Annotated in this window: 22 protein-coding genes; 7 read left to right on the top strand and 15 right to left on the bottom strand. The window is 65.1% G+C overall.

Going from position 1 to position 25,227, the window contains the following annotated elements:
* The first annotated feature begins 134 nt into the window (after positions 1-134).
* From FQ755_RS14270 to FQ755_RS14255, 4 genes are all read left to right on the top strand, one after another.
* Complete coding sequence (locus tag FQ755_RS14270) at positions 135-314, top strand: hypothetical protein (RefSeq protein WP_144155189.1); 180 nt, start codon at positions 135-137, stop codon at positions 312-314.
* A 342-nt stretch (positions 315-656) separates the two neighbouring features.
* The gene (locus tag FQ755_RS14265) at positions 657-1,388 is read left to right on the top strand and encodes an ABC transporter ATP-binding protein (protein WP_144155187.1); all 732 of its coding nucleotides are present in this window, start codon (positions 657-659) and stop codon (positions 1,386-1,388) included.
* The gene (locus FQ755_RS14260) at positions 1,381-3,951 is read left to right on the top strand and encodes an FtsX-like permease family protein (protein ID WP_144155185.1); all 2,571 of its coding nucleotides are present in this window, start codon (positions 1,381-1,383) and stop codon (positions 3,949-3,951) included. Before FQ755_RS14265 ends, FQ755_RS14260 begins: the two co-directional genes overlap by 8 nt.
* 53 nt (positions 3,952-4,004) lie before the next feature.
* Positions 4,005-5,129, top strand: a complete 1,125-nt coding sequence (locus tag FQ755_RS14255; RefSeq protein WP_260858574.1) for a carotenoid 1,2-hydratase — start codon at positions 4,005-4,007, stop codon at positions 5,127-5,129.
* A gap of 97 nt (positions 5,130-5,226) precedes the next feature.
* Here FQ755_RS14255 and FQ755_RS14250 read toward each other — a convergent pair whose 3' ends face one another.
* Positions 5,227-6,231: a J domain-containing protein gene (locus FQ755_RS14250; protein ID WP_144155181.1), complete on the bottom strand. Its 1,005-nt coding sequence runs from the start codon at positions 6,229-6,231 to the stop codon at positions 5,227-5,229.
* A gap of 200 nt (positions 6,232-6,431) precedes the next feature.
* Here FQ755_RS14250 and FQ755_RS14245 point away from each other — a divergent pair, with 200 nt between their 5' ends.
* Both FQ755_RS14245 and FQ755_RS14240 read left to right on the top strand, forming a co-directional pair.
* Positions 6,432-8,267 (top strand): ABC transporter ATP-binding protein, encoded by a 1,836-nt coding sequence (locus tag FQ755_RS14245; RefSeq protein ID WP_144155179.1) that lies wholly within the window; start codon positions 6,432-6,434, stop codon positions 8,265-8,267.
* A 218-nt stretch (positions 8,268-8,485) separates the two neighbouring features.
* The gene (locus tag FQ755_RS14240) at positions 8,486-10,432 is read left to right on the top strand and encodes a putative bifunctional diguanylate cyclase/phosphodiesterase (protein ID WP_144155177.1); all 1,947 of its coding nucleotides are present in this window, start codon (positions 8,486-8,488) and stop codon (positions 10,430-10,432) included.
* A 154-nt stretch (positions 10,433-10,586) separates the two neighbouring features.
* Here FQ755_RS14240 and FQ755_RS14235 read toward each other — a convergent pair whose 3' ends face one another.
* Positions 10,587-10,832, bottom strand: a complete 246-nt coding sequence (locus FQ755_RS14235) for a hypothetical protein (protein WP_144155175.1) — start codon at positions 10,830-10,832, stop codon at positions 10,587-10,589.
* A 106-nt stretch (positions 10,833-10,938) separates the two neighbouring features.
* Complete coding sequence (locus tag FQ755_RS14230) at positions 10,939-11,196, bottom strand: hypothetical protein (protein WP_144155173.1); 258 nt, start codon at positions 11,194-11,196, stop codon at positions 10,939-10,941.
* 313 nt (positions 11,197-11,509) lie between these two features.
* Here FQ755_RS14230 and FQ755_RS14225 point away from each other — a divergent pair, with 313 nt between their 5' ends.
* The gene (locus FQ755_RS14225) at positions 11,510-11,800 is read left to right on the top strand and encodes a DUF4148 domain-containing protein (RefSeq protein WP_144155171.1); all 291 of its coding nucleotides are present in this window, start codon (positions 11,510-11,512) and stop codon (positions 11,798-11,800) included.
* A gap of 67 nt (positions 11,801-11,867) precedes the next feature.
* Here FQ755_RS14225 and FQ755_RS14220 read toward each other — a convergent pair whose 3' ends face one another.
* From FQ755_RS14220 to FQ755_RS14165, 12 genes are all read right to left on the bottom strand, one after another.
* A complete protein-coding gene (locus FQ755_RS14220; protein ID WP_144155169.1) occupies positions 11,868-12,728 on the bottom strand; it encodes a carboxypeptidase-like regulatory domain-containing protein in 861 nt (286 codons plus the stop codon).
* A 406-nt stretch (positions 12,729-13,134) separates the two neighbouring features.
* Positions 13,135-13,872: a GntR family transcriptional regulator gene (locus FQ755_RS14215; RefSeq protein ID WP_144155167.1), complete on the bottom strand. Its 738-nt coding sequence runs from the start codon at positions 13,870-13,872 to the stop codon at positions 13,135-13,137.
* A gap of 33 nt (positions 13,873-13,905) precedes the next feature.
* The gene (gene hpxZ, locus FQ755_RS14210; protein ID WP_144155165.1) at positions 13,906-14,304 is read right to left on the bottom strand and encodes an oxalurate catabolism protein HpxZ; all 399 of its coding nucleotides are present in this window, start codon (positions 14,302-14,304) and stop codon (positions 13,906-13,908) included.
* A gap of 2 nt (positions 14,305-14,306) precedes the next feature.
* Complete coding sequence (locus FQ755_RS14205; protein ID WP_144155163.1) at positions 14,307-14,969, bottom strand: cysteine hydrolase family protein; 663 nt, start codon at positions 14,967-14,969, stop codon at positions 14,307-14,309.
* A gap of 21 nt (positions 14,970-14,990) precedes the next feature.
* Positions 14,991-16,616, bottom strand: a complete 1,626-nt coding sequence (locus FQ755_RS14200; protein WP_144155161.1) for an ABC transporter ATP-binding protein — start codon at positions 16,614-16,616, stop codon at positions 14,991-14,993.
* Positions 16,617-16,623: 7 nt separating this feature from the next.
* On the bottom strand, positions 16,624-17,316 hold the full coding sequence (locus FQ755_RS14195; RefSeq protein ID WP_144155159.1) for a cysteine hydrolase family protein: 693 nt from the start codon (positions 17,314-17,316) through the stop codon (positions 16,624-16,626).
* A gap of 79 nt (positions 17,317-17,395) precedes the next feature.
* Positions 17,396-18,322, bottom strand: a complete 927-nt coding sequence (locus tag FQ755_RS14190; protein ID WP_144155157.1) for an ABC transporter permease — start codon at positions 18,320-18,322, stop codon at positions 17,396-17,398.
* Positions 18,315-19,430 carry an ABC transporter permease gene (locus tag FQ755_RS14185; RefSeq protein ID WP_144155155.1) on the bottom strand — a complete coding sequence of 372 codons (1,116 nt, stop codon included), beginning with the start codon at positions 19,428-19,430 and terminating at the stop codon, positions 18,315-18,317. Before FQ755_RS14185 ends, FQ755_RS14190 begins: the two co-directional genes overlap by 8 nt.
* Before the next feature lie 36 nt (positions 19,431-19,466).
* A complete protein-coding gene (locus tag FQ755_RS14180) occupies positions 19,467-20,564 on the bottom strand; it encodes a BMP family ABC transporter substrate-binding protein (RefSeq protein ID WP_144155153.1) in 1,098 nt (365 codons plus the stop codon).
* A gap of 28 nt (positions 20,565-20,592) precedes the next feature.
* Positions 20,593-22,461, bottom strand: a complete 1,869-nt coding sequence (gene atzF, locus FQ755_RS14175; RefSeq protein ID WP_144155151.1) for an allophanate hydrolase — start codon at positions 22,459-22,461, stop codon at positions 20,593-20,595.
* A 247-nt stretch (positions 22,462-22,708) separates the two neighbouring features.
* Entirely contained in the window at positions 22,709-23,800 is a 1,092-nt protein-coding gene (locus FQ755_RS14170; protein ID WP_144155149.1) for an NAD(P)/FAD-dependent oxidoreductase, read from the bottom strand.
* Positions 23,801-23,962: 162 nt separating this feature from the next.
* The gene (locus FQ755_RS14165) at positions 23,963-25,072 is read right to left on the bottom strand and encodes a porin (protein ID WP_186308523.1); all 1,110 of its coding nucleotides are present in this window, start codon (positions 25,070-25,072) and stop codon (positions 23,963-23,965) included.
* Between the last annotated feature and the right edge of the window lie 155 nt (positions 25,073-25,227).

Below are 25,227 nucleotides of genomic sequence, written 5' to 3'. Positions count from 1 at the left end.
GCAATTCCTTTTTACTGTGCTGTCGCAAACCTAACGGATTCCAACAAAAATTTCCATGGCAGGAACCTGTTTTGGATTAACTTTGACAACACTTCACAGTCCTGATGTTTTTTTACTCTCCGGACGTTTGCCAAATGCTTCCGCGACAGTTGCAGCGCATGCCGGTCGCCGCCACGCGACTGTATCGGCTGTGCCTTGCTTATTACCGCTTTCGTCAGATCAACGATAACCTGATCGAAGCGCTTATTCGTCTGGTCGACCGGCATGAGAAGCTATGCCGACCCAGCCTGGTGGAACAGGATCGTGCACGCTGACAGAACACCTCCGATGCGTAGTGCACGGCGGTGACAACCGGATTTCCGGATGACGGAGCTAGAGCGTCCGCTCGGTTCCTCTCGGGCAGGGTCTCGCACTGCCGGCACGGCAGCAGAAATGCCGTGCAGCGAAGCGCGATTTGCCCCAGAAGTCCCGCTTAGCAACGGTTTCGCGCAGATTTTTAATCTGTGAGGGATGGGCATATTAGCCGAACACGAATCCAGCCCGCCGGTTAAGATGGCCTTGTCGCGTTCGCCTACGCCGTACCGTACGCCACGCGCCACGCCGCCGTCGCTTTATCGCGCGGCCTGCTACCCTCATCCCTTGATAGATCACCACTCATGCGCGTTGGCGATGAATGCCCTGCTCCGGCGCTCGAATGCCGAAAACTCAGTAAAGCCTATGGCGGTGCGCCCCTTGGCGGCGCGCGCGTGGTTCTCGCGCAGCTCGATTTCACGCTCGACCCCGGCGAATTCGTCGCCATCATGGGCGATTCGGGCGTGGGTAAATCGACGCTGCTCAACCTGATCGCCGGACTCGATGCGCCTGATAGCGGCGAGGTCCTGATCGACGGCACGCCGGTCTCCGGGCTCGACGACGATGCCGCGACGCGCTTGCGTCGCCGGAAGCTCGGTTTCGTGTTTCAGGCGTTTCATGTGTTGCCGCATCTGACGCTGGCGCAGAACGTCGCGCTGCCGCTTCTGCTCAACAATCTGCCGCCGGCGCACGCACTCGAGATGCTCGCCGCAGTCGGCCTCGCGGGACGCGGCGACGATTTTCCACGGCAATTGTCCGGCGGCGAGATGCAGCGGGTGGCGATCGCGCGTGCTTTGGTGCATCGTCCGCGGCTGATTCTCGCGGACGAACCCACCGGCAATCTCGACCCGGATACCGCGCACGAGGTGCTGGCGCTGTTTCGCTCCGAGGCCAAGGCGAACGGCGCCGCGACGATGATGGTGACGCATTCCGAAGCCGCCGCGGCCGTCGCCGACCGCGTGCTGATCCTGAGCGACGGCGGTTTGCATCCCGCCAGGCTCGGCAGCACTAAACGGATGCAAACGCCCCATGAGTGACGCTGGGCAAGCGCGTTCCTCACAGGCGAGCACGGGCGGCGCGCGCCTCGCACGCTGGCTGCTCGAAGCGGAATGGCGCAGCCAGCGCGGACGCGCAATCGTCGCGGTGGTGACGATTGCGCTTGGCGTGGCTTTGGGATACGCCGTGCAGTTGATCAACAGCGCGGCGTTCAACGAATTCTCGGCGGCGGCGCGCAGTCTGTCCGGCGAGGCGGACCTGCAGGTGCGCGGCCCGCAGCCCACCTTCGACGAAGCGTGGTACCCGAAGCTGGCGAACGACCCCGGCGTGGCGCTGGCGAGCCCGGTGCTCGAACTGGACGCCACGGTGCCGGGCAAGACCACACCCCTGAAGGTGCTCGGCATCGACGTATTCAAGGCCAGCCAGATTGCGCCGGATCTGGTCGGCGTGCCGGCGTCGCAACGCCCCATGGACACGCTCGCCGACGACACGGTGTTTCTCTCGCCCGCAGCCCAGCAATGGTTGAACACGGCGGTCGGCCAGCACGTCGCCTTGCTGAGCGGCACGGCTAGCGTGCCGTTTCGGGTGGCCGGCGGCATCGTCAGGGCGCGGCCAGGTCAACGGCTCGCGGTGATGGACATTGCCGCCGCGCAGTGGCGTTTCGCGCGGCTTGGCCGGCTCTCGCTCGTCGATCTCGAACTGGCGCGCGGCGTCGATCGGGAGCGCTTCAGGCGCGATTTGCAGGCGCGGTATGGCGCTCAGCTAGTGATCTCCGAACCGCGCGACGTCGAAAGCCGCACCGACCGCCTGTCGCGCGCATATCGCATCAACATGAATGTGCTGGCGCTGGTGGCGCTTTTCACCGGCGCGTTTCTGGTGTTTTCGACCCAGGCGCTGAGCGTCGTGCGGCGCCGCTCGCAGCTTGCCATGCTGCGCGTGCTCGGCTTCACGCGTGGCCAGTTGCTGCGGCAGATTCTGCTGGAGGGCGCATTGCTCGGCGTGCTGGGTTCGCTTGCCGGGCTGGCGCTCGGTTATGCGCTGGCCAGTGCGGCACTCCAGTTTTTTGGCAGCGATCTCGGCGGCGGTTATTTTCCGGGCGTGCGTCCGCAGGTTGGTTTTGAAGCGGTGCCAAGCGCGATTTTTCTTGTCCTCGGGATCGGCGTGTCGATCCTCGGCAGCCTCGCGCCCGCACTGGAGGCGGCGCGCGCCCGTCCCGCTGCGGCGCTGAAGGCCGGCAGCGAGGAAGGCGCGCTCGCCAGGCTTGCAACCCCATGGCCCGCGCTGGGCTGCCTCGTGCTCGCTGCCGTGTTGACGCAGATGCCGCCGGTCTTCGAGGCGCCGATTCTCGGCTACCTCGCGGTGGCCTTGTTGCTGGTCGGCGGCATCGCGTTGATGCCGCGCTGCACGGCCATGCTGTTCACGGCGATCGGCCGCTCGCGCGCCGGACGCGGCGCGGGCGCCACCAGCGCGTTGTCGCTCGCGCGGCTCGCCAATGCGCCGGGGCAGGCATCGGTGGCGATCAGCGGGGTGTTGTCGAGCTTCGCGTTGATCGTCGCCATGGCGATCATGGTGGCGAGTTTTCGCGTTTCGGTCGACGAATGGCTCGCGCATCTGCTGTCCGCGAATCTTTATGTACGGGTGGCGCCGAGCGGCGACACCGGTGTGCTGAACGAGAGCGAGCAGGCAAAAATCGCGGCGGTGGCCGGTGTGCAGAGCGCCGCGTTCACCCGGACCTCGCAACTGACGCTGGATCCGGCGCGGCCGGCGGTGACGTTGCTGGCGCGCGAGATCGACGCCGCCGATCCCGGCGCGAGCCTGCAGATGTCGGGGCCGATCCTGCCCGCCAGCGCGTTGCATGGCGGGATGCCGGTGTGGGTCTCCGAGGCGATGGTCGATCTGTACGGTTACCGGTTGGGACAGCAGGTCGAATTGCCGGTCGGCGAACGCAGGCAGCCGTTTGTCGTGGCCGGCATCTGGCGCGACTACGTGCGTCAGACGGGCGCGGTCGAATTGCGCCTCGCCGACTATCGACGTCTCACCCACGACACCGGCGCGACCGACGCCGCAATCAGCGTCGCCGGCGGTGCGAGTGTCGAACAGGTGATGACGCAGATGCGCGCCTTGCCCTTCGGCAAGGCTCTGGAATTCGCGCAGCCCGGTGAAATCCGCGCCCGTTCACTGGGGATTTTCGATCGCAGTTTTGCAGTGACGTATCTGCTCGAAGCAGTGGCGATCGTCATTGGCCTATTCGGTGTGGCCGCAACTTTCTCAGCGCAGACGCTGGCCCGTTCACGCGAATTCGGCATGCTGCGGCACGTAGGCGTCACGCGGATGCAGATCCTGGCGATCCTCGCCAAGGAAGGCGGCATGCTGACGGCGCTCGGTATCGTCATGGGTTTCGTGCTGGGCTTTGCCATTAGCCTGATCCTCGTGTTCGTGGTGAATCCGCAGTCGTTTCACTGGAGCATGTCGTTGCATATGCCCTGGCTCGTGTTGAGTGTGGTGGCCGGCGTCATGCTGGTGGCCTCATGTGCGACCGCCGTGGTGGCGGGACGCCGGGCGGTTTCCGTGGCTGCGGTGCGGGCCGTGAAGGAGGACTGGTGATACGCGGATTCGCCCGGCTTGCTGCCCGCCCCGTTGCACTTGCGGCGTTATGGGTGGCTTGTATATTGATCAGTAGTCCTGCTGTAGCTGCGCCTCCGCAGTTTGCCGCCGTCACGTCCGGACATGCGTTGATGTTTCCCGCGGACATGGGCGCTCATCCCGCGTTTCGAACCGAATGGTGGTACGTCACGGGCTGGCTCAATACGCCGGATGGCAAGCCGCTCGGTTTTCAGATCACCTTCTTCCGCTCCGCCACCGACCACGACGCGGCGGACCCGAGCGCCTTCGCGCCGACGCAATTGATCATCGCCCATGCCGCACTTAGCGACCCCGCCTTCGGCAAGCTGGTGCACGACCAGAGGGTCGCGCGGCAAGGCTTCGGTCTCGCCTACGCAAAACCGGGCAACACCGATCTCAAGCTCGACAACTGGCGCATGCTGCGTGCCGCCGATGGCCACTACACCGTCGCCGCGCAGGCCGGCGAATTCGCGCTGAACCTGTCTTTCGCGCCCACTCAGGCGCCGTTGCTGCAAGGCCAACAGGGCTACTCGCAGAAAGGCCCGCTTGCGGGCGAGGCAAGTTATTACTACAGCGAGCCGCAACTGCGCGTGAGCGGCAGCGTCACGCGGCCCTCACACGCTGCTGCCGGTAATGCGAATGCCATCGACGACACTTCGGGCAGTCGGCCGGTAACACCGGTCGATGGCGTGGCATGGCTCGATCACGAATGGTCGAGCACGCTGTTAAGCCCGGATTCCTCCGGCTGGGACTGGCTCGGCGCCAATTTCCCGGACGGCTCGGCGCTGATGGCCTTCAAGGTGCGCGGCCGCAACGGCGGCGCCGTCTGGGCGCACGCGGCGTTGCGTGACGCGAGCGGCACGGTCACCGCCTTCGATCCGGCCCAGGTGGATTTCGTCCCGCAACGGACCTGGCGCTCGCCGCGCACGAACACGGTCTATCCGGTGGCCGAGGCGGTTAAAGCCGGGGCAATGACATGGCAACTTGAGCCGCTGCTCGACGACCAGGAAATGGATACGCGCGAGTCGACCGGCTCGGCTTATTGGGAAGGCGCGGTGACGGTGACGCGCGCGGGTCAAGGCACGGGACGCGGTTATCTGGAACTGACGGGCTACCAAGCGCCGCTGACGCTGCAGGACACGCTGAAAGCGGCGCGGTAAAAGGGGCACTGCGAGCGGCACTGCGAGCGGCACCGAGAGGGTCACTGCGGCGTCTGCGCGTTCCACCACCTGCGGCCGCTTCGGCGCCTGCGGCGTGTCATAACCCGGCCAGCGTGGCCCACAACTGCGCCTCGAGAGCCTGGGTTGCGTCGTCCGATTCCCTGTACGGCTGGGCCTGCACGATCACGAGGCGCCAGAACGACGAGCCGATATGACGCAACTCCACATGCGTCTTCATGTTCGGCGCGGCGACGAGGTGGCCGTCGGTAGACCAGCTCTCGTGACCGTCGACCGTCTCGCGGATGCCGGGCGCGCCGAGCGGCATCGTGTGGGCGTTGTTATGGATGTAAGCGGGAATGTAGCGGTCGAAGCCGACGTCGGGCAGGTCCTCACGCGCGAACACGATTGCGGCGCTGCCGTTGGTTTCGGTGAAGGTGTAGATGGGTTGTCCGGCATCCGCGCCTGTCACCGAGAGCTTCCAGATGCCGCCGATGGTGGCGACCGCCTGCGTGACCGGATTGGTCCACGTCGTCGAGGCCGCGCCGCCTTGCACGGTGTTCGACGCCAGCCGCGCGTCAATCGTCCGGCGCAGGTTGGCATGCCAGATCCACGCGGCGCACAGCCCAATCAGCACGGCTAAAACAAACAGGATCGTGCGCGGCAGACGCGGCTTTTTCGTCGCCGCGCTGTGTGCGGCAGCCGCGTCGCGAGCGGTTTGCCCGCCCGCTGCGGATGCGTGGCTCGCCGCCGTCCGCGAACCGAACCACGACGGTTCCGCCCGCGCGCCGCTGCCATGCCCTGACGCCGCGGCGCGCTGAGCTTCAGCCGCTGTTGCCGCAGACGGCGCCGAAGCGGACGTTGCCGGCCCCTGCACCTTCGGCGCCTCGCGGTCCTTCGCCGCGAGTTCGCGGTCATACGCCATTCTGCGGTCCGGGTCACCCAATACGGCATACGCGTCGTTGATAATGCGCATGATGCGCTGGGCGTCCGGGTTCGGATTCCTGTCCGGATGGTAGCGCTGGCTGAGCGCCTTATAAGCGGCGCGAATCACCTCCGCCAGCGCGCCGCGCGTGACCTTCAGATTGTCGTAATGGGTATGCATAGGCTTTCCGCGGTGCTCTTCCTTATCGAATACTTATCGGCTCAAAACCATCATGCTTGAGCGATGCAACCGTTGTCCACCAGGCACACCGGTTGCTGAGCCAGACAGGGTGCTGCCCTGCACCAATCCGCTTGCCGGCCCGCACGCTCACTCGAGCACGGTATTCCGCCAGGCCCGCAACCGCCACGGAGCGCGAGGCGATGGACATTCCTGAAGCCACCAAACGGCGGCACATCCGCCACTCGCGCCGGCGTGCCCGCTCGCGCGAGATGTCGCGCTATGCCGGCAAGCCGCTGCTTCTGCTGTGGCGCTACATCGCCCGCCGTAAAGTCTCACATCTGATTGTCCTGTTGAGCGTGCTCGCGGCGGTCGGTTGCGCGCTCGCCTCGCAATACGGTATCAAGAATCTCGTCGATGCCCTGCCTTCCGGGCGCGCCCACCCCACCGTCGTGATGCGCGCCTTCGTCATCCTGGTCGGGCTGATTCTCGCCGATAACCTGTTCTGGCGCGTGGGCGGCTGGATCGCAGCGCGGGTGTTCGTCACCGTGACGGGCGACATCCGCCGCGAGATGTTCGCCTATCTGACCGCGCATCCGCCCGCGTTTTTCGCCGACAAGCCGCCCGGCGTGCTGTCGAGCCGCATCTCGGCGACGGCCAATGCCGTGTACGTGCTCGAAAACACCGTCTCGTGGACCGCGCTGCCGCCCTGCCTCACGGTGATCGGCTCGATCGCGATGGTGGCCACTGTCAGCGTGCCGATGAGTGCGGCGCTGGTGGCGATCTCCGGCGCGCTCGCGTTCGGCGTGTTCGTGCTGGCCAAAAAAGGCACCTCGCGGCACCAGGCATTCGCTTCGCGGGCGGCCTCGGTGGACGGCGAACTGGTGGACATCATCGGCAATATGGGTCTGGTGCGGGCTTTCGGCGCCATGCGCTCCGAGGGCCGCCGTTTCGACGAACGCCTCTCCACGGAAACCCAGGCGCGCACCCGCAGCCTGCTTTACCTGGAAAAATTGCGCCTGCTGCACGCAATCGCTACCGCGCTGCTTTCCGCCGCCATGCTCGGCTGGACGCTCTGGCTGTGGAGTGTGGACCGCGCCACCACCGGCGACGTGGTGCTGATCAGCTCGCTCGGCTTTGCGATCCTGCACGGCACGCGCGACCTGGCCGTGGCGTTCGTCGACCTGACGCAATATGTCGCGCGCCTTGGCGAAGCCTCGGAGATTCTCCTCACGCCGCACGCCATGCCGGAGCACCACGACGCGCCGGCGCTACAGGTGCAGGACGCCACCATCGAGTTCAAGGACGTCACCTTCTCCTATCCCGGGCGGCGGCCGGTGTTGAACGGCCTCAACCTGACGATCAAGGCCGGCGAGCGCGTCGGCCTGATCGGTCCGTCGGGCGCCGGGAAATCGACCATCCTTGCCCTGATCCAGCACTTCTACGAACCGTCGGCGGGGACCGTCACCATCTCGGGTCAGGATATCGCCAAGGTGAGCCTCGACAGCCTGCAAGCGGCGATTGCGGTCGTGCCGCAGGACGCCTCGCTGTTTCACCGCTCGCTGCTGGAGAATATCCGCTACGGCGTGCCGAAAGCCTCCGAGGCCGACGTGCGGCGTGCCTGCGAAGACGCCAACTGCCTCGACTTTATCGCCGCCATGCCCGACGGTCTGAACACCATCGCCGGCGATCGCGGCACGCGGCTTTCAGGCGGCCAACGGCAGCGAATCGCGATTGCGCGCGCCATTCTGCGCGATTCGCCGATTCTCCTGCTCGACGAAGCGACCTCCTCGCTCGACTCGGCCTCCGAGACGGCGATTCAGGCGGCGCTCGAACGGCTGATGCAAAACCGCACCGTGGTCGCCATCGCGCACCGCGTGTCGACCTTGCAGAGCTTCGACCGGATTCTCGTCATCAATCGCGGCCGCGTCACCCAGGACGGCCCACCCGCGGAACTCGCGAAGCTGCCCGGCATCTACCGCGATACGCTGATGCGCCAGCGCAAGCGCACCACCTCGCCGCCGGCTGAACTGGCATGAACATTGGCCTGCACAATTTGCCTGAATCGCCGGCCTGAGCCCGTCCACGCGGCAGTCAAAAATACCGAAAAAATCCTCGCGACGGCGCGACAACGTTTGCGCGAATGTTCTCTCGCTCAACGCCGCGATTATTTGCACGCCAAAGCAAATAATCGCTGAAGTTGTTCATAAAAATGCCGTTATACGGTGCTATATCCAAATCCACGCTAGGGGCGCTGATGATTTCGGTAGCTCGAATAACGGGGGCGTTTTCGGTCGATGGCACCGATCCTGAGCTGGTGCGCTCGCAACTGCAGGAGTTCGGCCGGCAAGTCCCATTGCTCTATTTCATGCTGGTGGTCAACACCATGGCCGTGGCGATCACGCACATCGGCTGCGCGCCCGCATGGATCGCCATCGACATCCCCGCCGTCCTCTGCGCCCTCTGCCTGATCCGCTGCGTGCGGTGGTGGTTCTTGCGGCATCGCCCGCTCACGCTCGCGCAGGCGGTGCCGGAATCGCGCAAGATGCTGAGGCTCGCAGGTGTCATCTCCGTGGGCTTCACCTCATGGGCCTTGCTGCTGTTCCACTACGGCCCCGCCTATGAACAGGCCCAGGTGGCGTTCTATATGGCCACCACGGTGGTGGGCTGCGTGTTTTGCCTGATGCATCTGCGCGCCGCCGCGCTGCTGCTCCTGACCATCGTGATCGGCTCTTTCACGATCGTGCTGTTCGCGGCGGGGCGGCCGGTGTTCATGGCGATGGCGGTGGACATGCTGTTCGTCGGCGTCACCCTCGCCTTTATCGTGCACCTGTACTACCGCAACTTCGCGAGCCTCGTGTCTTCCAAGCGCGAATTGCTGGCAAGCCAGGCTGTCACCCAGAAACTCAGTGACGATAATTTCCGCCTCGCCAATATCGACAGCCTCACCGGCCTGCCCAACCGGCGCAGTTTCTTTTCCTCGCTGAACGCGCTCGCCGAGCAAGGCACGGGCGAGACGGCCGAATTTCACATGGGCCTGATCGATCTCGACGGCTTCAAGCAGGTCAACGATATCTACGGCCATTCGAGCGGCGATCTGGTGCTTAGGGAAGTCGGCGCGCGGCTGCTGGAAATGGTCGATCCGGCGATTTTCTTCGCGCGCCTCGGCGGCGACGAATTCGGCATCATCATCCAGCGGCGTCTCACCGAAGACGAGCTCGACCGCCTCGGCCATACCCTGTGCGAGCGCCTGAGCCGTCCTTACACGATGGGTGGCAACACCGCGGAGTTGTCGGGGACGATCGGCTGGGCCGGCTTGCCGCCCGCGAGCGTCAGCGTGGCGGAAATTTTCGAGCGCGCCGATGCGGCGCTTTACGTCGGCAAGGAAAGCCGGCGCGGCACGGCGGTGGTGTTTTCCGCCGAGCACGAGCACCGCGTGCGGCGCGCGAGCCTCGTCGCGCAGGAGCTCAAGGCCGCGCATCTCGACGCCGAGCTCTATCTGGAGTTTCAGCCCATCTACGACGTCGGCACGCATGGCGTGGTCGGCTTCGAGGCGCTGGGCCGCTGGCGCAGTCCCAAGCTCGGGCAGGTCAGGCCGGACGAATTCATCCGCATCGCCGAGCGCACCGACCTGATCCGCGCGGTCACCGAGGTGCTGCTGCGCAAGGCGCTGGCTGAGGCCGCCAACTGGCCGGCGCACATGTATCTGTCGTTCAATCTTTCGGCGCTCGACATTTCATCCGTGCCGCGCGCCCGCCGGCTGCTGGACATCGTGCAGGAAGGTCCGACCGATGCCGAGCGGGTGCATTTCGAAGTCACCGAAACAGCCGTGACGCGCGACTTCCGCCAGGCGCGCGCCTCGCTTTCGATGATCAAGCAGGTGGGTTGCCACGTCTCGCTCGACGACTTCGGCACCGGCTATTCGAGCCTGAGCTATGTGCACCGTCTGCCGTTCGATACGATCAAGATCGACCGCAGTTTCGTCGCCGAGGTGGATACGGACATCGCGTCCGGCAAGATCATCAAATCGGTGATGGATCTGTGCAGAAACCTGGGTCTCGAATGCGTGGTGGAAGGTGTCGAAACCGAAGCGCAACGCGACATTCTGACTGCGCTCGGCGGCCGCGTGATGCAAGGCTACCTGTTCGGCAAACCGATGCCCGCGGATGCGATGCTCGCCTTTCAGGCGGACGCGGCGGTTTAGCGCATTGATAAACGCCCCGCCCACGTCATGACGCCTTGACGGCGCAGACGTCAGACGGGGCGCTGCCCGGTGCCGCCCGATACTGCGGATCTGCGCCACGCGATGGGCGCAATCCAGCGGGCGCAATCCAAAGGCTCAATCGAGCCGAGGCCGCTCAATGGCCCTTGGTATCGCTGCTGGCGTCGGCGCCCGGCATGTTGGTCGTATCGTTGGCGGGCTTGGTGGCGCTCTTATGCGTGTGCTTCTTCATCGCATGCGCTTTGGGCGCCGAAGAACCGCTGTCCGCCGCGGTCACGGCCGAGTCGCTCGCGGCCCCGCCGCCACCGCCACCGCCCGCCGCCATGGCGGCGCTCGAGGCGAGTAACAACGCGGAAATCAATACCGTATGGTGCTTTTTCATGATGCGCTCCTCAGTTGAGATCGGATTGGGTCGTCTGCGAGCTTCGTGGGCGCAGACGTGAGGACACTCAGCAAGCGCCATGCCGTTCATGAGAGACGCGGTGTGATCAACCTTGCGCGAGAGGCGGGCTGTCGGTATCGCTCTGGCGCGCTTCGAGCGCGCATAAGGCTTCGCGCAGCCGTTTGGTCCGCGCGATCTGCGACGGCGCGCGCGCCGACTGGGACAGGACCGTGACGCGATCGCCCCCATCACTCGGCGGCAACGGACGAGCAGGCGCGGCACGGTCCCGCAGCAGGCGTTCAAGACGTTCGACGTCGTGTTCCAGCTGATGATGGTTCTGGTGGTGATCCTGATGGTGATCCATTACGTTCCCCGGTAATTCCTCGCCACGCCATGCATGAGCGGGCGGCGATTTCACTGCTCTATTTACCTGCCAGTGTGAACGATCCGGTCAGTTGTTCTTGACCGTGCGTCTCAATTTGCAGCGCAATGGGATGGCGAATCGGAGAGCTTCGCCTTGTCAAACCGCCGCCGCCATACATGGCGATTTTGTCATGCGTGCGTCAGCCTTGCGACCCGGCCGCGCTCGTAGACTGGTGTGGCGTTGTGGAGACCGCATTCGGCACCGCTTCCTAAAACAAGCCGAAATCCTAACGTCCTTCTACCGGAGTTGAACAATGATCCGAATCGCTTATATCGCAGCAGCTGTTTCCGCCCTCGCCTGTGCCGCCCCTGTTTTCGCGCAGGACGCGCCGGCCATGCCCCAATCGGCTGCCACCGTCGGCAACGACAATACCAACGCGAACGCCGCCAACACGAGCGGCGTCGGTATGGATACCAGCGGCCAGACCGCCGCCGGTTCCCCGGCCGGCCTCACCCGTGCGGAAGTGAAGCGCGAGCTGTATCAGGCTGAGACCGACGGCGAGATCAAGAGGCTCGATCGCACCATCTATAACGGCGGAAGCTGATCGACGCCGCTCGCGGCCGCCGCGCGCCGCAACATCCCGATCCGGCACGCCGCGGCCGCGAGCCGTTCTAATTGGTCGAGCTTGCGTGTAGCAGCGGCCACACCATCGTAAATCTGACACCGCCTCGCGCCGGCACATACAGTTCGCGGCTGCGCTGCGCGCCGTCGAGCATCGCCGTCAAACGATAACGCCCTTGCGGCAGCCGCGCGAACAGATACGGCCCATCCGAGGTGGCGTTGAACACCACCGTGCCATCCGCTCTCGCCACCTGCACCGCCACGCCCGACAGGTACTCCCCCGAGCCGGTCGTGAAGGTCGCGCGCATGTTGTAGCCGGACGCGAGTCCACGAAACGCCGCGACTTCATCCTGACCCACTCCACCCGTCACGTAGGGGACGCCATGATTGTCGTGCGCCACCGGGATGTCGCCGGATAGGGTGTTGCGCGCGGGAATCTCCTCGACCGGCGCAGGAACGGGCGCGGGCGCAAGCGCCTCGTGCGTCGTTACCGGCGGCTTGCGCTCGGGCGTCTGCCTGACTTGCGCGGGCACTGGCAGCGGCGCGGGTGCGGTGCTCGGCGTGCGCGGCCGCGCCGCGCCAGCGCCGCAACTCAGACCGGGAATATTGGCGCCTTCGCTCGCCGGCCGCGCTTCGACCACCCACGGCGGCAGCGCCACGCCCTGGCCTTTGGCGCGCGGCGTCAAGGTATCGCGCATGCGCGCCGCCACGGCGCTGCGCTCCTGCGGCGTCGCTGCGCGGTGCATCTGCGAGCAGAAATCGATCCGTTCATCGTCGCTGAGCAACTGCGAGGGCACGTCCTCGGACGCGGCTGCCGCGCGCTGCGCATAGGTGCTCAAACTCATCACGGCGACGCCGCATACGAGCGCCCAGCGGATAGGTTGCGGCAAACCGGAACAAAGTACGGGCATGGATACCTCCGGGACAGGCTCGGGGAGCGCGGCGTCAGGTCGGTTCGGGAGCGTCCTGGCGGGCTTCGCTTGACTGACGGCAAGCAGCAGCGGCAGGCGTGGTCTTGCGGGGATAAATTGCGGGCAAGGCCGAAGCGAAACCCAATCGCAGTGTAGCAAAGCCGCTTCGTCTCGCCGCGCCCCGCAGGCCACGCGGAGTAGTCGATCTCCGCCATGTTCCAGCGCGATTGCACCGAAACCGCGCAGGCTCGGAGTGACTTCGCAAGACGCGTCGACAGGATGTTGCGCCCCCTATTCTCCGGCGACCTTCAGTCGTGGCCGCTGGCGTCGCGTTTATGAGGACGAGCGGGCCATGCGCCATTTCAAGGCGATCGGTACTGCACGCCGGCGCGCCGGCGTGGCACCGCTAGGAGACGAACGGCAACTTCTGGTCGCGCGCGGCCGCCAGCATCGACAAGGTGATCTTGCGCACCTCGAGTTTGCTCTGGGTGATGTGGGCCCGCAGCAGAATGCTGGCTTCCGGCAAGCGGTTGCGCTCGATCAGATGCAGCATGGTCGAGTGCTCGTCGTAAGTCGCGCTGGTGCGATGCGGCTTGAGAAAATCCAGCCGCCGCACGATGCGGATGCGCTCGGTCACCTCGTTATGCACGCGAAGCATTTCGCCATTGCCGGTCGCCGCCACCAGTTGACGGTGGAAATTTTCGTCCATGCCGAACATGGTCACGGCGTCGCTTTCGCGCTGCTCAGGCGCGACGCACCAAACCGCCTTGAGCGGTTCGATGGCGTGATGCGGCGCGTTGCCCGAGGTCAGACGTTCGAGCGAGGCCAGTTCGAGGACGATGCGCAGGTCGTAGAGTTGGTCGAGTTGCTCGAAGTTGATCTGCGAAACCTTCCAGCCGCGCCGGAAGCCGACCTCCAGATAGCCTTCGCGCTGTAGGCGAAACAGGCCGTCGCGCATGGGCGTGCGCGAGACGCCATAGTGCTGGGCGATGTCGCTTTCGGAAAAACGATCGCCCGGAAACAGCCGGAAGCTGAAGATGTCGCTCTTCAGTTGCTGATACACCTGCTCGGCCAGCGGGTTAGGTCCGTTCGCCACAAACGGCGCGCTCGCCAGCTTCACTTCGCCCGTTTCGTCGTCACTCATATCGCTCGATCTCCTGATTTTCTTATTATGGACTCAGGGCGTCGCGATCAGGCTCACATGCGCGGCAACGATCTTCCAACCCTGGTGGCCCTCGTCCGTCGCGCCCACGCGTGCCCAGGTTTGCATCTGGCGGCCCAGTAGCGCGGTGGCATCGCTGGTGAACTCCGTGCTGACGGTGGCGAAATCGCTGCCGAAGGTGGTCACCACCGTGCGGTACAGCCGCCGCGACGGCGGCACAGGCTCGGCTGACGCCCGCCACGCGCGGATCGCCTCGCCGCCATGCTGGACCTCGGCGATGCCGTAGCGCACGGTCTCGGGCGTATGCCAGAACAGCGCGTTCATCGTGTCGATTTCGTTATCGAGCAGCGCCCGTTCATATTCGACAAACGCCGCCTTTACTTCGGCGACGATCTCCGGCCGGTTGACTTCCATCCTCACCATCCTTCTTTTAACGCCGCGAGCGGCGCGGTCCAGCCCACGATGCCGCCTTGCGAGCGGATCATGTCGAGGCTCGCCTGTTTGAACGCCGGAAAGTAGCTGGCAGTGGCGTCTTCGATCAGCAGGCATTCGTAGCCACGGTCGTTGGCCTCGCGCATCGTCGTCTGTACGCAAACCTCGGTCGTGACGCCCGCGAATAGCAGATGCGTAATGCCGCGCACGCCGAGGTCCTCGCCCAAAGACGTGGCGTAAAACGCGCCTTTGCCCGGCTTGTCGATGATGAGCTCACCTGCCGCTGGCGCGAGTGCGTCGATGATCGCGTTGCCGGGCTCGCCGCGCACCAGAATCCGGCCCATCGGACCCGGCTCGCCAATGCGCATCTGCGGCGCGCCGCGCAGACGTTTGGCGGGCGGGCAATCGGCGAGATCCGGCGCGTGCGATTCGCGTGTGTGTACCACCAGCATGCCCGCCTGACGTGCGAGCGCCAGCAGTTCAGCAACCACCGGCACGATGCCCGCGAGCAGCGAGACGTCGTTGCCCAGCGATTCGCCAAAGCCGCCCGGCTCGATGAAATCGCGCTGCATGTCGATGATCACCAGCGCGGTGTGCTGGGGGTCAAAGACGAACGGCGACGGTAAAGCCTGCACTTCGATACTCATGATTGCCGCCCCCGATTCGATTTACGCATGGGCTGCTTCATCCATGTGTCCTGCCATATGCCGTCCCAGCACGGCGCGTTCCGCACCGGCCGCCGGTGTTTCGTAGACCAGTTGCCCTTCCGCCATCACGGCGATGCGGTCGGCGAGTTCCAGCAGTTCGTCGAGATCCTCGCTGACGAGCAGCACGGCCGCGCCCGCGTCGCGTGCTGCGATCAGGCGTGCGTGGATGTCCGCCACCGAGGCGAAGTCGAGCCCGAACACCGGATTCGCGACAATCAGCACATCGACCGGTTGACCGAGTTCGCGCGCCAGCACGGCACGCTGCACATTGCCGCCGGAGAGCGTGCCGATCATCCGCTCCGGCGCAGGAGGGCGCACGTTGAAATCGCGAATCAGCGTGGCGGCGCGCTCGCGCATCGCCTTGCGGTCGAGCCGCCAGCCGCCGCGGCGAACCGGCGCGCGATCGAAATTTCGCAGAGCCAGGTTTTCCGCCACGCTCATGCCGGCTACACAGGCGTTCTTGAGCGGCTCTTCAGGAATGGCGAAGACGCGCCGCGTGGTCATCTGCTCGCGCGTGGCGTGATACGGCGCGCCGGCAATCTGCATGGTGCCTTCGACAGGCCGCCGCTGACCGACCAGCGCTTCCACCAGTTCTTTCTGGCCGTTACCCGAGACGCCCGCGAGGCCGAGAATTTCGCCGGCGCGCACCGACAGCGTCGCATGGCGAACCGCCGTATGGCCGCGATCGTCCTGCACCGAGAGCCCGCGCAGTTCGAGGCGAATGGCCGCGTGCGGATCAACCGGCCTGCGTGCGGCGGGTTCGACGCGAATCTCGGCGAGCACCGGCGCTTCCTCGCGCGACGTCTCCGCCTGCAGGGTCGAATTCGTGCCCATCATCCAGTTGGCGAGTTGTTCGCGGTCGGTCTGCGCGACGGCTGTGGTGCCGACCTGGCGTCCTTTGCGCAGGACCGTGACGTCGTCGGCGTAGGCCATGACCTCGCGGAACTTGTGCGTGATCATCAGTACCGTCAGTTCGCCGCGTGTCGTCAAATCGCGCATCAGGCCGAGCACTTCGTCCGCTTCCTGCGGCGTGAGCACCGAGGTGGGTTCGTCGAGAATCAGAAAACGCTGGCGCAGGTAGAGCTGCTTGAGAATTTCCAGCTTCTGTTTTTCCCCGGCGGCGAGTCCGGCGACGGGCGCGTCGAGCGGCAGCCTGAACGGCATGCGGTTCATGAACTCCGTCAACGCGGCGCGTTCGCGCTTCCAGTCGATTCGCCAGGACAGGCGCCCGCGCGCCAGCAGCAGGTTTTCTTCGACCGACAGGCCGGTGGCCAGCGTGAAATGCTGATACACCATGCCGATGCCGAGCGCCTGTGCATCGCGCGGCGAAGTGATCTTCGCTTCGCGGCCGTCCGCCGTGATCTGGCCTTCGTCGAGCAAGCCGTAGCCCACGAGCCCTTTTACCAGCGTGCTCTTGCCCGCACCGTTCTCGCCGAGCAAGGCGTGGATGGTGCCGGGCGCGACCTTGATCGACACCTTGTCGAGCGCGCGAAACGCACCGAACGACTTGGTCGCGCCGATCACTTCGACGCCCAGCGCGTGGGTGACGGCGTCGTGCGGCTGATTGTAGGGGGCGAGGGTCGACATGATGCGCTCAGCGTCCGAGTGTGGCGAGGAGCGCCTGGGAGTCCGACACAGTGCCGAACACGCCGCCTTGCATCGTGATCATGTGCAGCGCCGCGTCGTGATTGCTTTTGTCGGTGGCGCCGCAGCAGTCCGCCAGCACCGTGCATTCGAAGCCGCGGTCGTTGGCTTCGCGCATGGTCGTGTGGACGCATACGTCGGTGGTGATGCCGGTCAGGATCAGGTTGACGATGCCGCGGGTGCGCAGGATCAACTCCAGATCCGTCGCGCAGAACGAGCCCTTGCCGGGCTTGTCGATGATGATCTCGCCGGGCAACGGCGCGAGTTCGTCGATGATCTCCCAGCCCACTTCGCCGCGCACGAGAATCCTGCCGCATGGGCCGTCGTCGCCGATGCCCACCCCGTCCGTGCCCGCGCGGCGGCTGCGCCAGCGCTTGTTGGCCGGCAGATCGGACAGATCCGGGCGGTGGCCTTCGCGCGTGTGAATGATCGTGAAGCCCTGTGCGCGCATCAGTGCGAGCACGTTGCTGATCGGCTCGATCGGCGCGCGCGTGAGCGACAGGTCGTAGCCCATCTTGTCGACGTAGCCGCCGTGGCCGCAGAAATCCGTCTGCATGTCGATGATCACGAGCGCGGTGTTGTCCGGCCGCAGGTTGCCGTCGTAGGGCCAGGGGTAAGGCTTCGCTTCGATGAACCGGTTCATGATGGTGGGCTCTTAATCGGGTTAACAGCGCAGGGTTAGCAGCGCGGGTAGGCAGCGCGGGTAGGCGGCGTTCCGCACATCAGCGCGTGAGGCTCAGTTCGCCCGGCGCGCCGGCCAGCGTCCGGTCGGGACGGCAATTGACGATCATGATCGCGAGCGTCAGCACGTAAGGCGCTGCGTTGTACAGGTAGTAGCCGCTCGTCACGCCGATGCCCTGCAAGGCAGGCCCGAGCGCGCCGGCCGCGCCGAACAGCAGCGCCGCGTAAAGGCAGCGCAACGGCTGCCAGCGCGCGAAAATCACCAGCGCGACAGCCATCAGCCCCTGGCCGCTAGACAGCCCCTCGTTCCAGCTGCCCGGATAGACGAGCGACAGATACGCCCCGCCCACGCCCGCGAAAAAGCCGCCCACGGCGGTCGCCGCGATGCGGATGCGCGTGAGCGGATAGCCCATCGCGCGGGCGGTTTCCGCGTGGTCGCCGACCAGACGCAGCGTCATTCCCCAGCGCGTGCTGCGCAGTCCCCACTGCAGGACAAAGGCCAGCACGATGCCGATGATGAACAGCGGGTTGATATGCAGCGCGTTATGCAGTTGCGGCGAGACAGCCCAGTTGCCGAGGTCGATCGAAGCCAGCATCGGTGCCTGCGGTTGAATGAACGGTTTGCCGAGATAGAACGCGAGACCGGTGCCGAGCAGCATCAACGCAATACCGAAGGCGATGTCGGAGACGCGCGGCAACGAGCACACGAGCCCATGCAGACAGCCGAACAGCAAGCCGACCACACCCGCCGCCAGCACGCCAAGCCACGGTGAACCCGACAGATACGAAGCCGCATAGCCGCTCATCGCGCCGGAAACCAGAATGCCTTCGAGGCCGAGATTGACGCGGCCTCCTTTCTCCGTCAGACATTCGCCGAGACTCACGAACAGATATGGCGTGCTCACGCGAATCGCGCCAGCCAATAAGGAAAGCAAAAGAATCACCACCGGCGAGTGCATGTCAGGCATGAGTCTTCTCCAGTTGCACGGGCGTTTCGGTCACGGCCAGCGCCTGCAATTTCACGCGCCATGCGACGAGGCGGCCGCCCAGCGCCTCCCACGCAAGCAGATTGGCGAACAGCAGGCCTTGCAGCACGAGCGTGGTGGCGTCCGGAAGATCGAGACGCCTTTGCAGCAGACTGCCGCTCGCTTCGATGCCGCCGATCAGGACCGCGCACACCACGATCGCCAGCGGGTTCTGCCGCGCGGCGAACGCCACCAGAATGCCGCTGTAGCCGTAGCCCGCCAGCAGCGAGGCGTTGGCGCTGCCCTGCACCGCCGCCACTTCGAACATGCCCGCGAGACCTGCGGCCGCGCCGCCCATCGAACAGGCCGCCAGGGCCAGCATGCCGACCGGCAGGCCCACCAGCCGCGCGGCCCGGTTGCTGCCGCCTACCACCCGCATGGCGAAGCCCTGGGTGCTGTGCCGCACGAACACCCACGCGGCGACACATGCCACCACGCCCCATAGCAGACCCCAGTGCACTTCGAGTCCGGGCAGCGAGCCGATAGTCATGGGGTCCGGCACCGGCAAGGTCGAAGGCTTGTTCAGACTGGCGGGATCGCGCAGCGGCCCCTCCACCAGATGCTTGAACAGGGCAATCGCGATATACGACATCAGCAGACTGCTGATCGTTTCGTTGACGCCGCGCCATTGCCGCAACGCGCCGATCGCGCCGATCCAGAGGCCGCCCGCAAGCATGCCGGCCACCGCCATCAATGGCGTCGCCAGCAGCCACGGCGTGCCGGCCGGCAGACACTGCGGCACCACCGCGGCGGCCAGCCCGCCGAGCGCCAGCGCGCCCTCGCCGCCAATCACGATCAGCCCGACCTGCGCCGGCAGCGCCACGCATAGCGCCGTCAACATCAGCGGCGAGGCGCGCAACAAGGTGCTTTGCCACGCAAACGACGATCCGAACGCGCCCTGAAAAATCAGCCCGATTGCGTCGAGCGCCGGTGCGCCCTGCACCAGCAGAAACAGCCAGAACATCAGCAGCGTGCCTGCCAGCGCACACACCGTGGGCAATGCCGGCAGCGCGCCGAGCAGCAGCCGGGCCGAACTCGCATTAGGACGCATGGCCGCTCCCTGAGAAATGATCGGACCGCGAATGCATCAGATCTGGCCCACCACACCCGAGACCAGGTAGTTCATGCTTTCGAGCGTGTAGTCGGTCTGGATGTGGCTCGTGCCGTCCGCCACCACCACGCCGCCCTTGTTGTCCTTGATCGGACCTTTGAAGATCACGAATTCGCCGGACATCATTTTGGCCTTCACGCCGTCCGCGTTCTGGCGCGCCTCGGGCGTCACCTTCGCGCCGTATGCCGACATCTTCACGAAGCCTTCTTTCAGGCCGCCGCGCAGCACGTTCGGCTGCGGCTTGCCGGATTGCGCGCCCGCCACCAGTTCCCGGTACGGCGTAGCCCAGTCCCATTCCGCGCCGGTCAGGTAGCCCTTGGGCGCGAGCGCCGCCTGGCTCGCGTGATAGCCGCAGCTCATCGCGCCGCGTTTTTCGGCGGTCTCGATTACCACCTTCGGACCGTCGACGTGACAGGTCAGCACATCGCAGCCCTGATCGACGAGGCTATTGGCCGATTCGGCCTCCTTGACCGGCATCGACCAGTCGCCGGTGAAAATCACATGCGTGCTGATCGAAGGATCGACCGACTGCGCGCCGAGCGTGAACGCGTTGATGTTGCGCAGCACCTGCGGGATCGGTTTGGCGGCGACGAAGCCGAGCTTTTTGCTCTTGCTCATATGGCCGGCCACGACGCCGTTCAGATACTGGCATTCGTCGATATAGCCGAAGTAGCTGGTGATATTCGACGGGTTGCCCTGCTTCCACAGTCCGCCGCAGTGCGCGAAACGCACGTTCGGATATTTGGCGGCCATTTTCAGCACGTGCGGGTCGAAATAGCCAAACGAGGTGGCGAAGATCAGCGTGGCGCCGTCCTGCTCGATCATTGCTTCCATCGACTTCTGCACCGCGATGGTCTCCGGCACGTTCTCTTCTTCGACCACCTTGACGTTGGGCAGCGCCTTGATGACATTGGCGGCCTGCGCCTGGGCCTGGTTATAGCCGTAATCACCGCGCGCACCGACATAGATCACCCCGACGGTCAGCTTGCTGGCGGCGAATACCGATTCGAACGGCAGCACCGCACCGAGCGTCAGCAGGCTGGCATTCTTAAGAAAGTGGCGACGATTGCTCATGACGGATCCGGTCTCGTGTGGTTGACGGTTAGCAGGAAACAGCAGCGGCGGCAGGGGCGGCGAGGCTCGCGAGGTAAGCAAGCCAGCCGCCGAAATGCGTAATATCGACTGCGCCGGAACCCGGCGCGACAGCCGCCGGTTCACAGATAAAGCCTTGGACGCTGAAGCCGTTGGCAAGACGCACGGTGCCGATGCCAAGCGGCGCGGGTACTTGCGCGACCAGCGCGCCGAACAGGCGCAGCGGCATTTGCCACAACTCGACGGCGATCGACCGGTTCGGCGACGTCGTTTCGCGCAGATCGTCAGGCATCCTGATCAATGCCGGTTTGGGCGGCGTCGTGCCGGCCAGGGCGTATAGACGGTAATCGGGCGCCGTCTGCGTGGCCTCGACAAAGCGCGCCCCTGCCTGGAGCAGTTGTCCATTCAGCGGCTGGCCGCGCAGATGCGCGCCGACCACGGCGAGCATGATGGACGGTTCCTGCATCGGTAACGGACGTTGCGGCAGATCGGCGGCGTGTGCATCGGCGAAAAAGAGCGCCTGGATCTGTGCGCCCAACACCGCCAGCCGATGGTCCGCGCCCGCCGGCGCGATCAGCGTGACGCCGGCCGGCAGGCCGTCGCCGCGCCGCACACCCGGCACGGCGAGCGCGCACAGGTCGAGCAGGTTGACGAAGTTCGTGTAGTAGCCGAGCTGGCTGTTGAGTTCGACGGGATTGGCCTGGACGGCGGCGATCGTCGGATGTGTCGGCGTGGTAGGTACGATCAGCACGTCGATGTCGTCGAATACGGCCTCGGCCTGACGTTTCAGTTCGGCAAGGCGGTATTGCGCGGCGAAGGCATCGACCGCGCTGTATTGGTCGGCTTTTTCGATCACGCCGCCCACCACTGGGTCGATCGCCCCGCGATGTGTGTCGAAGAACCCGCCTAGCGCGGCGCGGCGTTCGGCGACCCAAGGGCCGTCGTAGAGGAGCGCGGAGACCTCGGTGAAAGGCGTAAGGTCGATCCGCGCCGGTGCCGGGGCGAGATGTTCGCGCAACGTGACGAGCGTGGCGTGGAACGCGTCGGCGGCCAGCGTGTCGCCGTAGAACTCGGCGCTGGCCGGCACGCCGATGCGCAACGGCCGCGCGCTCAGACCGAGCGCCGGGACGGGACGCGAGAAACTGTCGAGCGGATCGAACACGGCTAACTGGTTCAGCACGGCCCAGGCATCGGCAACGTCATGGGCGAAGATCGACACGCAATCGAGACTCCGGCACGCCGGCACCACGCCGCGCTTGCTGACAAGGCCGACCGAGGGCTTCAGTCCGACCAGCTCGTTGAAGCCGGCCGGCACGCGGCCTGAACCGGCCGTGTCCGTGCCGAGCGAAAACGCCACGCAGCCCGCTGCCACCGCCACCGCCGAGCCTGAACTGGAACCACCGGAGACGCGCCCGGGAAACTCCACCTGACGCACCGCGCCGTGCGGCGAACGCACGCCGACGAGGCCGGTGGCGAACTGATCCAGATTGGTCTTGCCGATCAGAATGGCGCCCGCCGCCAGCAGACACTGCACGACGAAGGCCGACTCTTCGGGCGTGTAGGCGAACGCGGGACAGGCGGCGGTGGTGGGCATGCCCGCCACGTCGATGTTGTCCTTCACCGCGAATGGCACGCCGAATAGCGGCGCATGCACGAACAGCGCGTCGCCCGCGTCCGCCTGCAGGGCTTCGAGTTGCGCGGCGCGCGCGTACAGATCCTCGGCGCTGACGCGATGAATCCAGACCTCGGGGCGGTCGACGGCGTCGATCCGCTTGAGGGTTTCTTCGACGCATTGGGTCGGCGTCAGCGCGCCCGACGCATAGCGTGCGGCGAGCTCGCGGATCGAACCAATCGTGCGGTTGTGGCCAGTGGTAGTCATGAGTTCAATCTTGAATACAAGTTTGAACTCAAATAGCAGGTCTTATGCCAATTGACGGTTCCGACGTCTTATTCCCGGCGCAGAGGCTTACTGGATGGGTGTTTGCGGCGGGCGTCATGCTCGCAGCGGCGGTGCGTAGCTGTGATTTCGTCAGCGAATCGACAGCCTATGTTTGTGCGTCATTCCCCACAACAGGGCGGCCATGAACCGCGACGGGTCTTAACGGGGGCGACGTCCTGCGTGTCCCCTATTCCGTGCTCGCCGCCACACGTGCAGCCAGCCTGGCGTCGTAACTCGAATGCACATGCACGCGTTTCTGCTCGGGATACGCATACGTATACGCCTTGCGCAACGCCAGCGATGCCTCGTGGAAACCGGACAGGATCAGCTTCTGTTTGTTCGGATAGTTGGCGATATCGCCCACCGCGAAGATGCCAGGGCGTGAACTCTCGTAGTTAGAGGTGTCAACGTCGATCCGCCCGGCATGCAGGCTCAGGCCCCACCCGGCGATAGGCCCCAGATCCGCGACCAGCCCATACAGCGCGACCACGTGTTCGGCTTCGATTTGCGTCGAGCCGCCCACCTGGCGGATTTCGAGCGATTCGAGCTTGCCGTTGGGCGCATTCAGGCCGGCTATCGCGCCCACCATGAAGCTCATTTCGCCGGCTTCGACCGCGCGCCGCATCTTCTCGACACTCGAATCCACCGCGCTGAAGCCATTACGCCGATGCACCAGCGTGAGCTTGCCGGCCACCGGGCGCAGCGCCAGCGCCCAGTCGAGCGCGGAATCGCCGCCGCCTGCCACCACGACGTTTTTGCCGGCGAAATCCGCGAGATTGCGCACGCTGTAATGCACATGCCGCCCTTCGAGCGGCACGGCTTCTTCCAGCGCGAGCCGCTGCGGCGCGAACGCACCGTTACCGGCGGCGAGCAGGATGGCCGCTGCGTCGAATTCGAGTCCTTCGCTGGTTTTCACGGTCCAGCGACCATCGGCGCGCTGCTCGACGGTATCGACCCGCTGGCCCAGGTGAATCGGCACGTCGAAAGGCCGGCATTGCTCCAGCAGACGTTCGACCAGCTCGCGCGCCGTGCAGGACGGGATGGCGGGAATATCGTAGATCGGCTTGTCGGGATACAGCTCGATGCATTGACCGCCCACCTGCCCGAGTGCATCGACGATCTGGCAAGACAGCCCGATCACGCCGGCTTCGAAGGCGGCAAACAAACCGACCGGGCCGGCGCCGACAATCAATACGTCCGTGCGCACCGCCTGGTCCGCTGGATGAAGCGCGTGGGCTGCGCCCGATGCATCTGGTGAGGAAACGGCATCCGAAGTCATTCGTTTTCCATACTGTTGAGCATGCCTAAATGTACCTGCGCGTGATGGACTTCGAACGACACGAATGCCCGCCAGCCCAGCCACCATACAGACTCAACCGCGTCCCGGCAACGAAGACACCACGAGCGGTGTGGGCAGCGCCGCCCGCACCGCTCGTCCCGCCTAGAATTGATGCAGGATCCCGACGTATGCGCCGGTCTGCGATTCGCCTTGCAGCGGACTCGTGCTGGTCGTGCCTTCGCGCGGATTGGCGAGCAGCGAGAAATTGGCCTGCTTGCTGTTGTCCACGTAAGCCACCGTGCCGTACAGGAAGGTCCGTTTGGTCAGGTTGTAGGTGGTGCCGAGCGTGTACATCGTCGCGTGACCGGACGGATCGTGCAGCGTGTCGCCGCCGCCGTCGCCCACATCCACGTAGAAGCCCGCCGCCGTCACGGCCCAGGCCGTGTTGAAGCTGTAGGTTGCGCCCAGCCAGTAGTAGTTGGCGCTGTCCGCCAGACCGACCGGTGTGTCCGGCGCCGAGTAATGGGTGTAGGCGCCCTGGATCTTGACCGAGTCGAAACGCACGTTCGCGCCCACGAAGAACTCGCGCGAGCTCGTGAAGATATTCGTCATCTGGCCGTTGTTGTCGCGCAGTTCGTCGTAGATGCCGCGCACGTCGAAGAGCGTCGAGTGATACGTGAGCATCACGCCGTCCGAACGGCCGAATTCACCCGCCGCCCCGCTATTGAATGCGCCCGGCTGGTTGCCGAGCGCGTACTGGCCTTGCACGTCGAAACCGGCGAACACCGGGCTGTGATATTCGATGTTGTTGCTGGTCTGCTGCCAGTTGCGCCCGCGCACCAATGATGCGGACGAAAACGCCTGCTGCACGAACGGGTCGAATTCCCACACGCCGTCGCTGTCGATAAACAGGTTGCGGCCCGCCTGCAGCGTGCCCCACTCGTCGCTCTTCAGGCCGGCAAAGGCGCGCCGCGAAAACAGCCGGCCGCCGCTGGTGGTGCCGTTTTCAACCTGCAAGCCGGTTTCCAACGTGAAGATCGCCTTGAGACCGCCGCCCAGTTCCTCGTTGCCTTTGAGGCCGAGCATGCTGGTGCCCCAGTCGCCGCCTTCCGCGCTCCAGCTACTGGAAGTGCCGCCATTGCCGTTACTGATGTGATTCAGATACTGAATACCGGCATCGAGCCGGCCATACAGAATGACGCTGCTTTGCGCCTGCGCCGCGAAGGGGCTTGCCAGCACTACGGTGGCTATGAATTGTGTGCGTAGTTTCATTATTTTTTGCCTTATGCCAAATCGTGGTTTCGCCCCTGAAGGGTTACCTGTTGCGACGCTGGACACGCTGACAAGGGGAAACGGCGCCCGAACTATAGGTGAATCGGCTTTGACAGTATATTTCGTTTAACGCAAAGATGATTTGCTTCTTATGC

It is taken from the genome of Paraburkholderia sp. BCC1885 (assembly GCF_900996235.1).
Lineage (GTDB): Bacteria > Pseudomonadota > Gammaproteobacteria > Burkholderiales > Burkholderiaceae > Paraburkholderia.
This window is presented reverse-complemented; position numbering and strand designations above follow the sequence as displayed.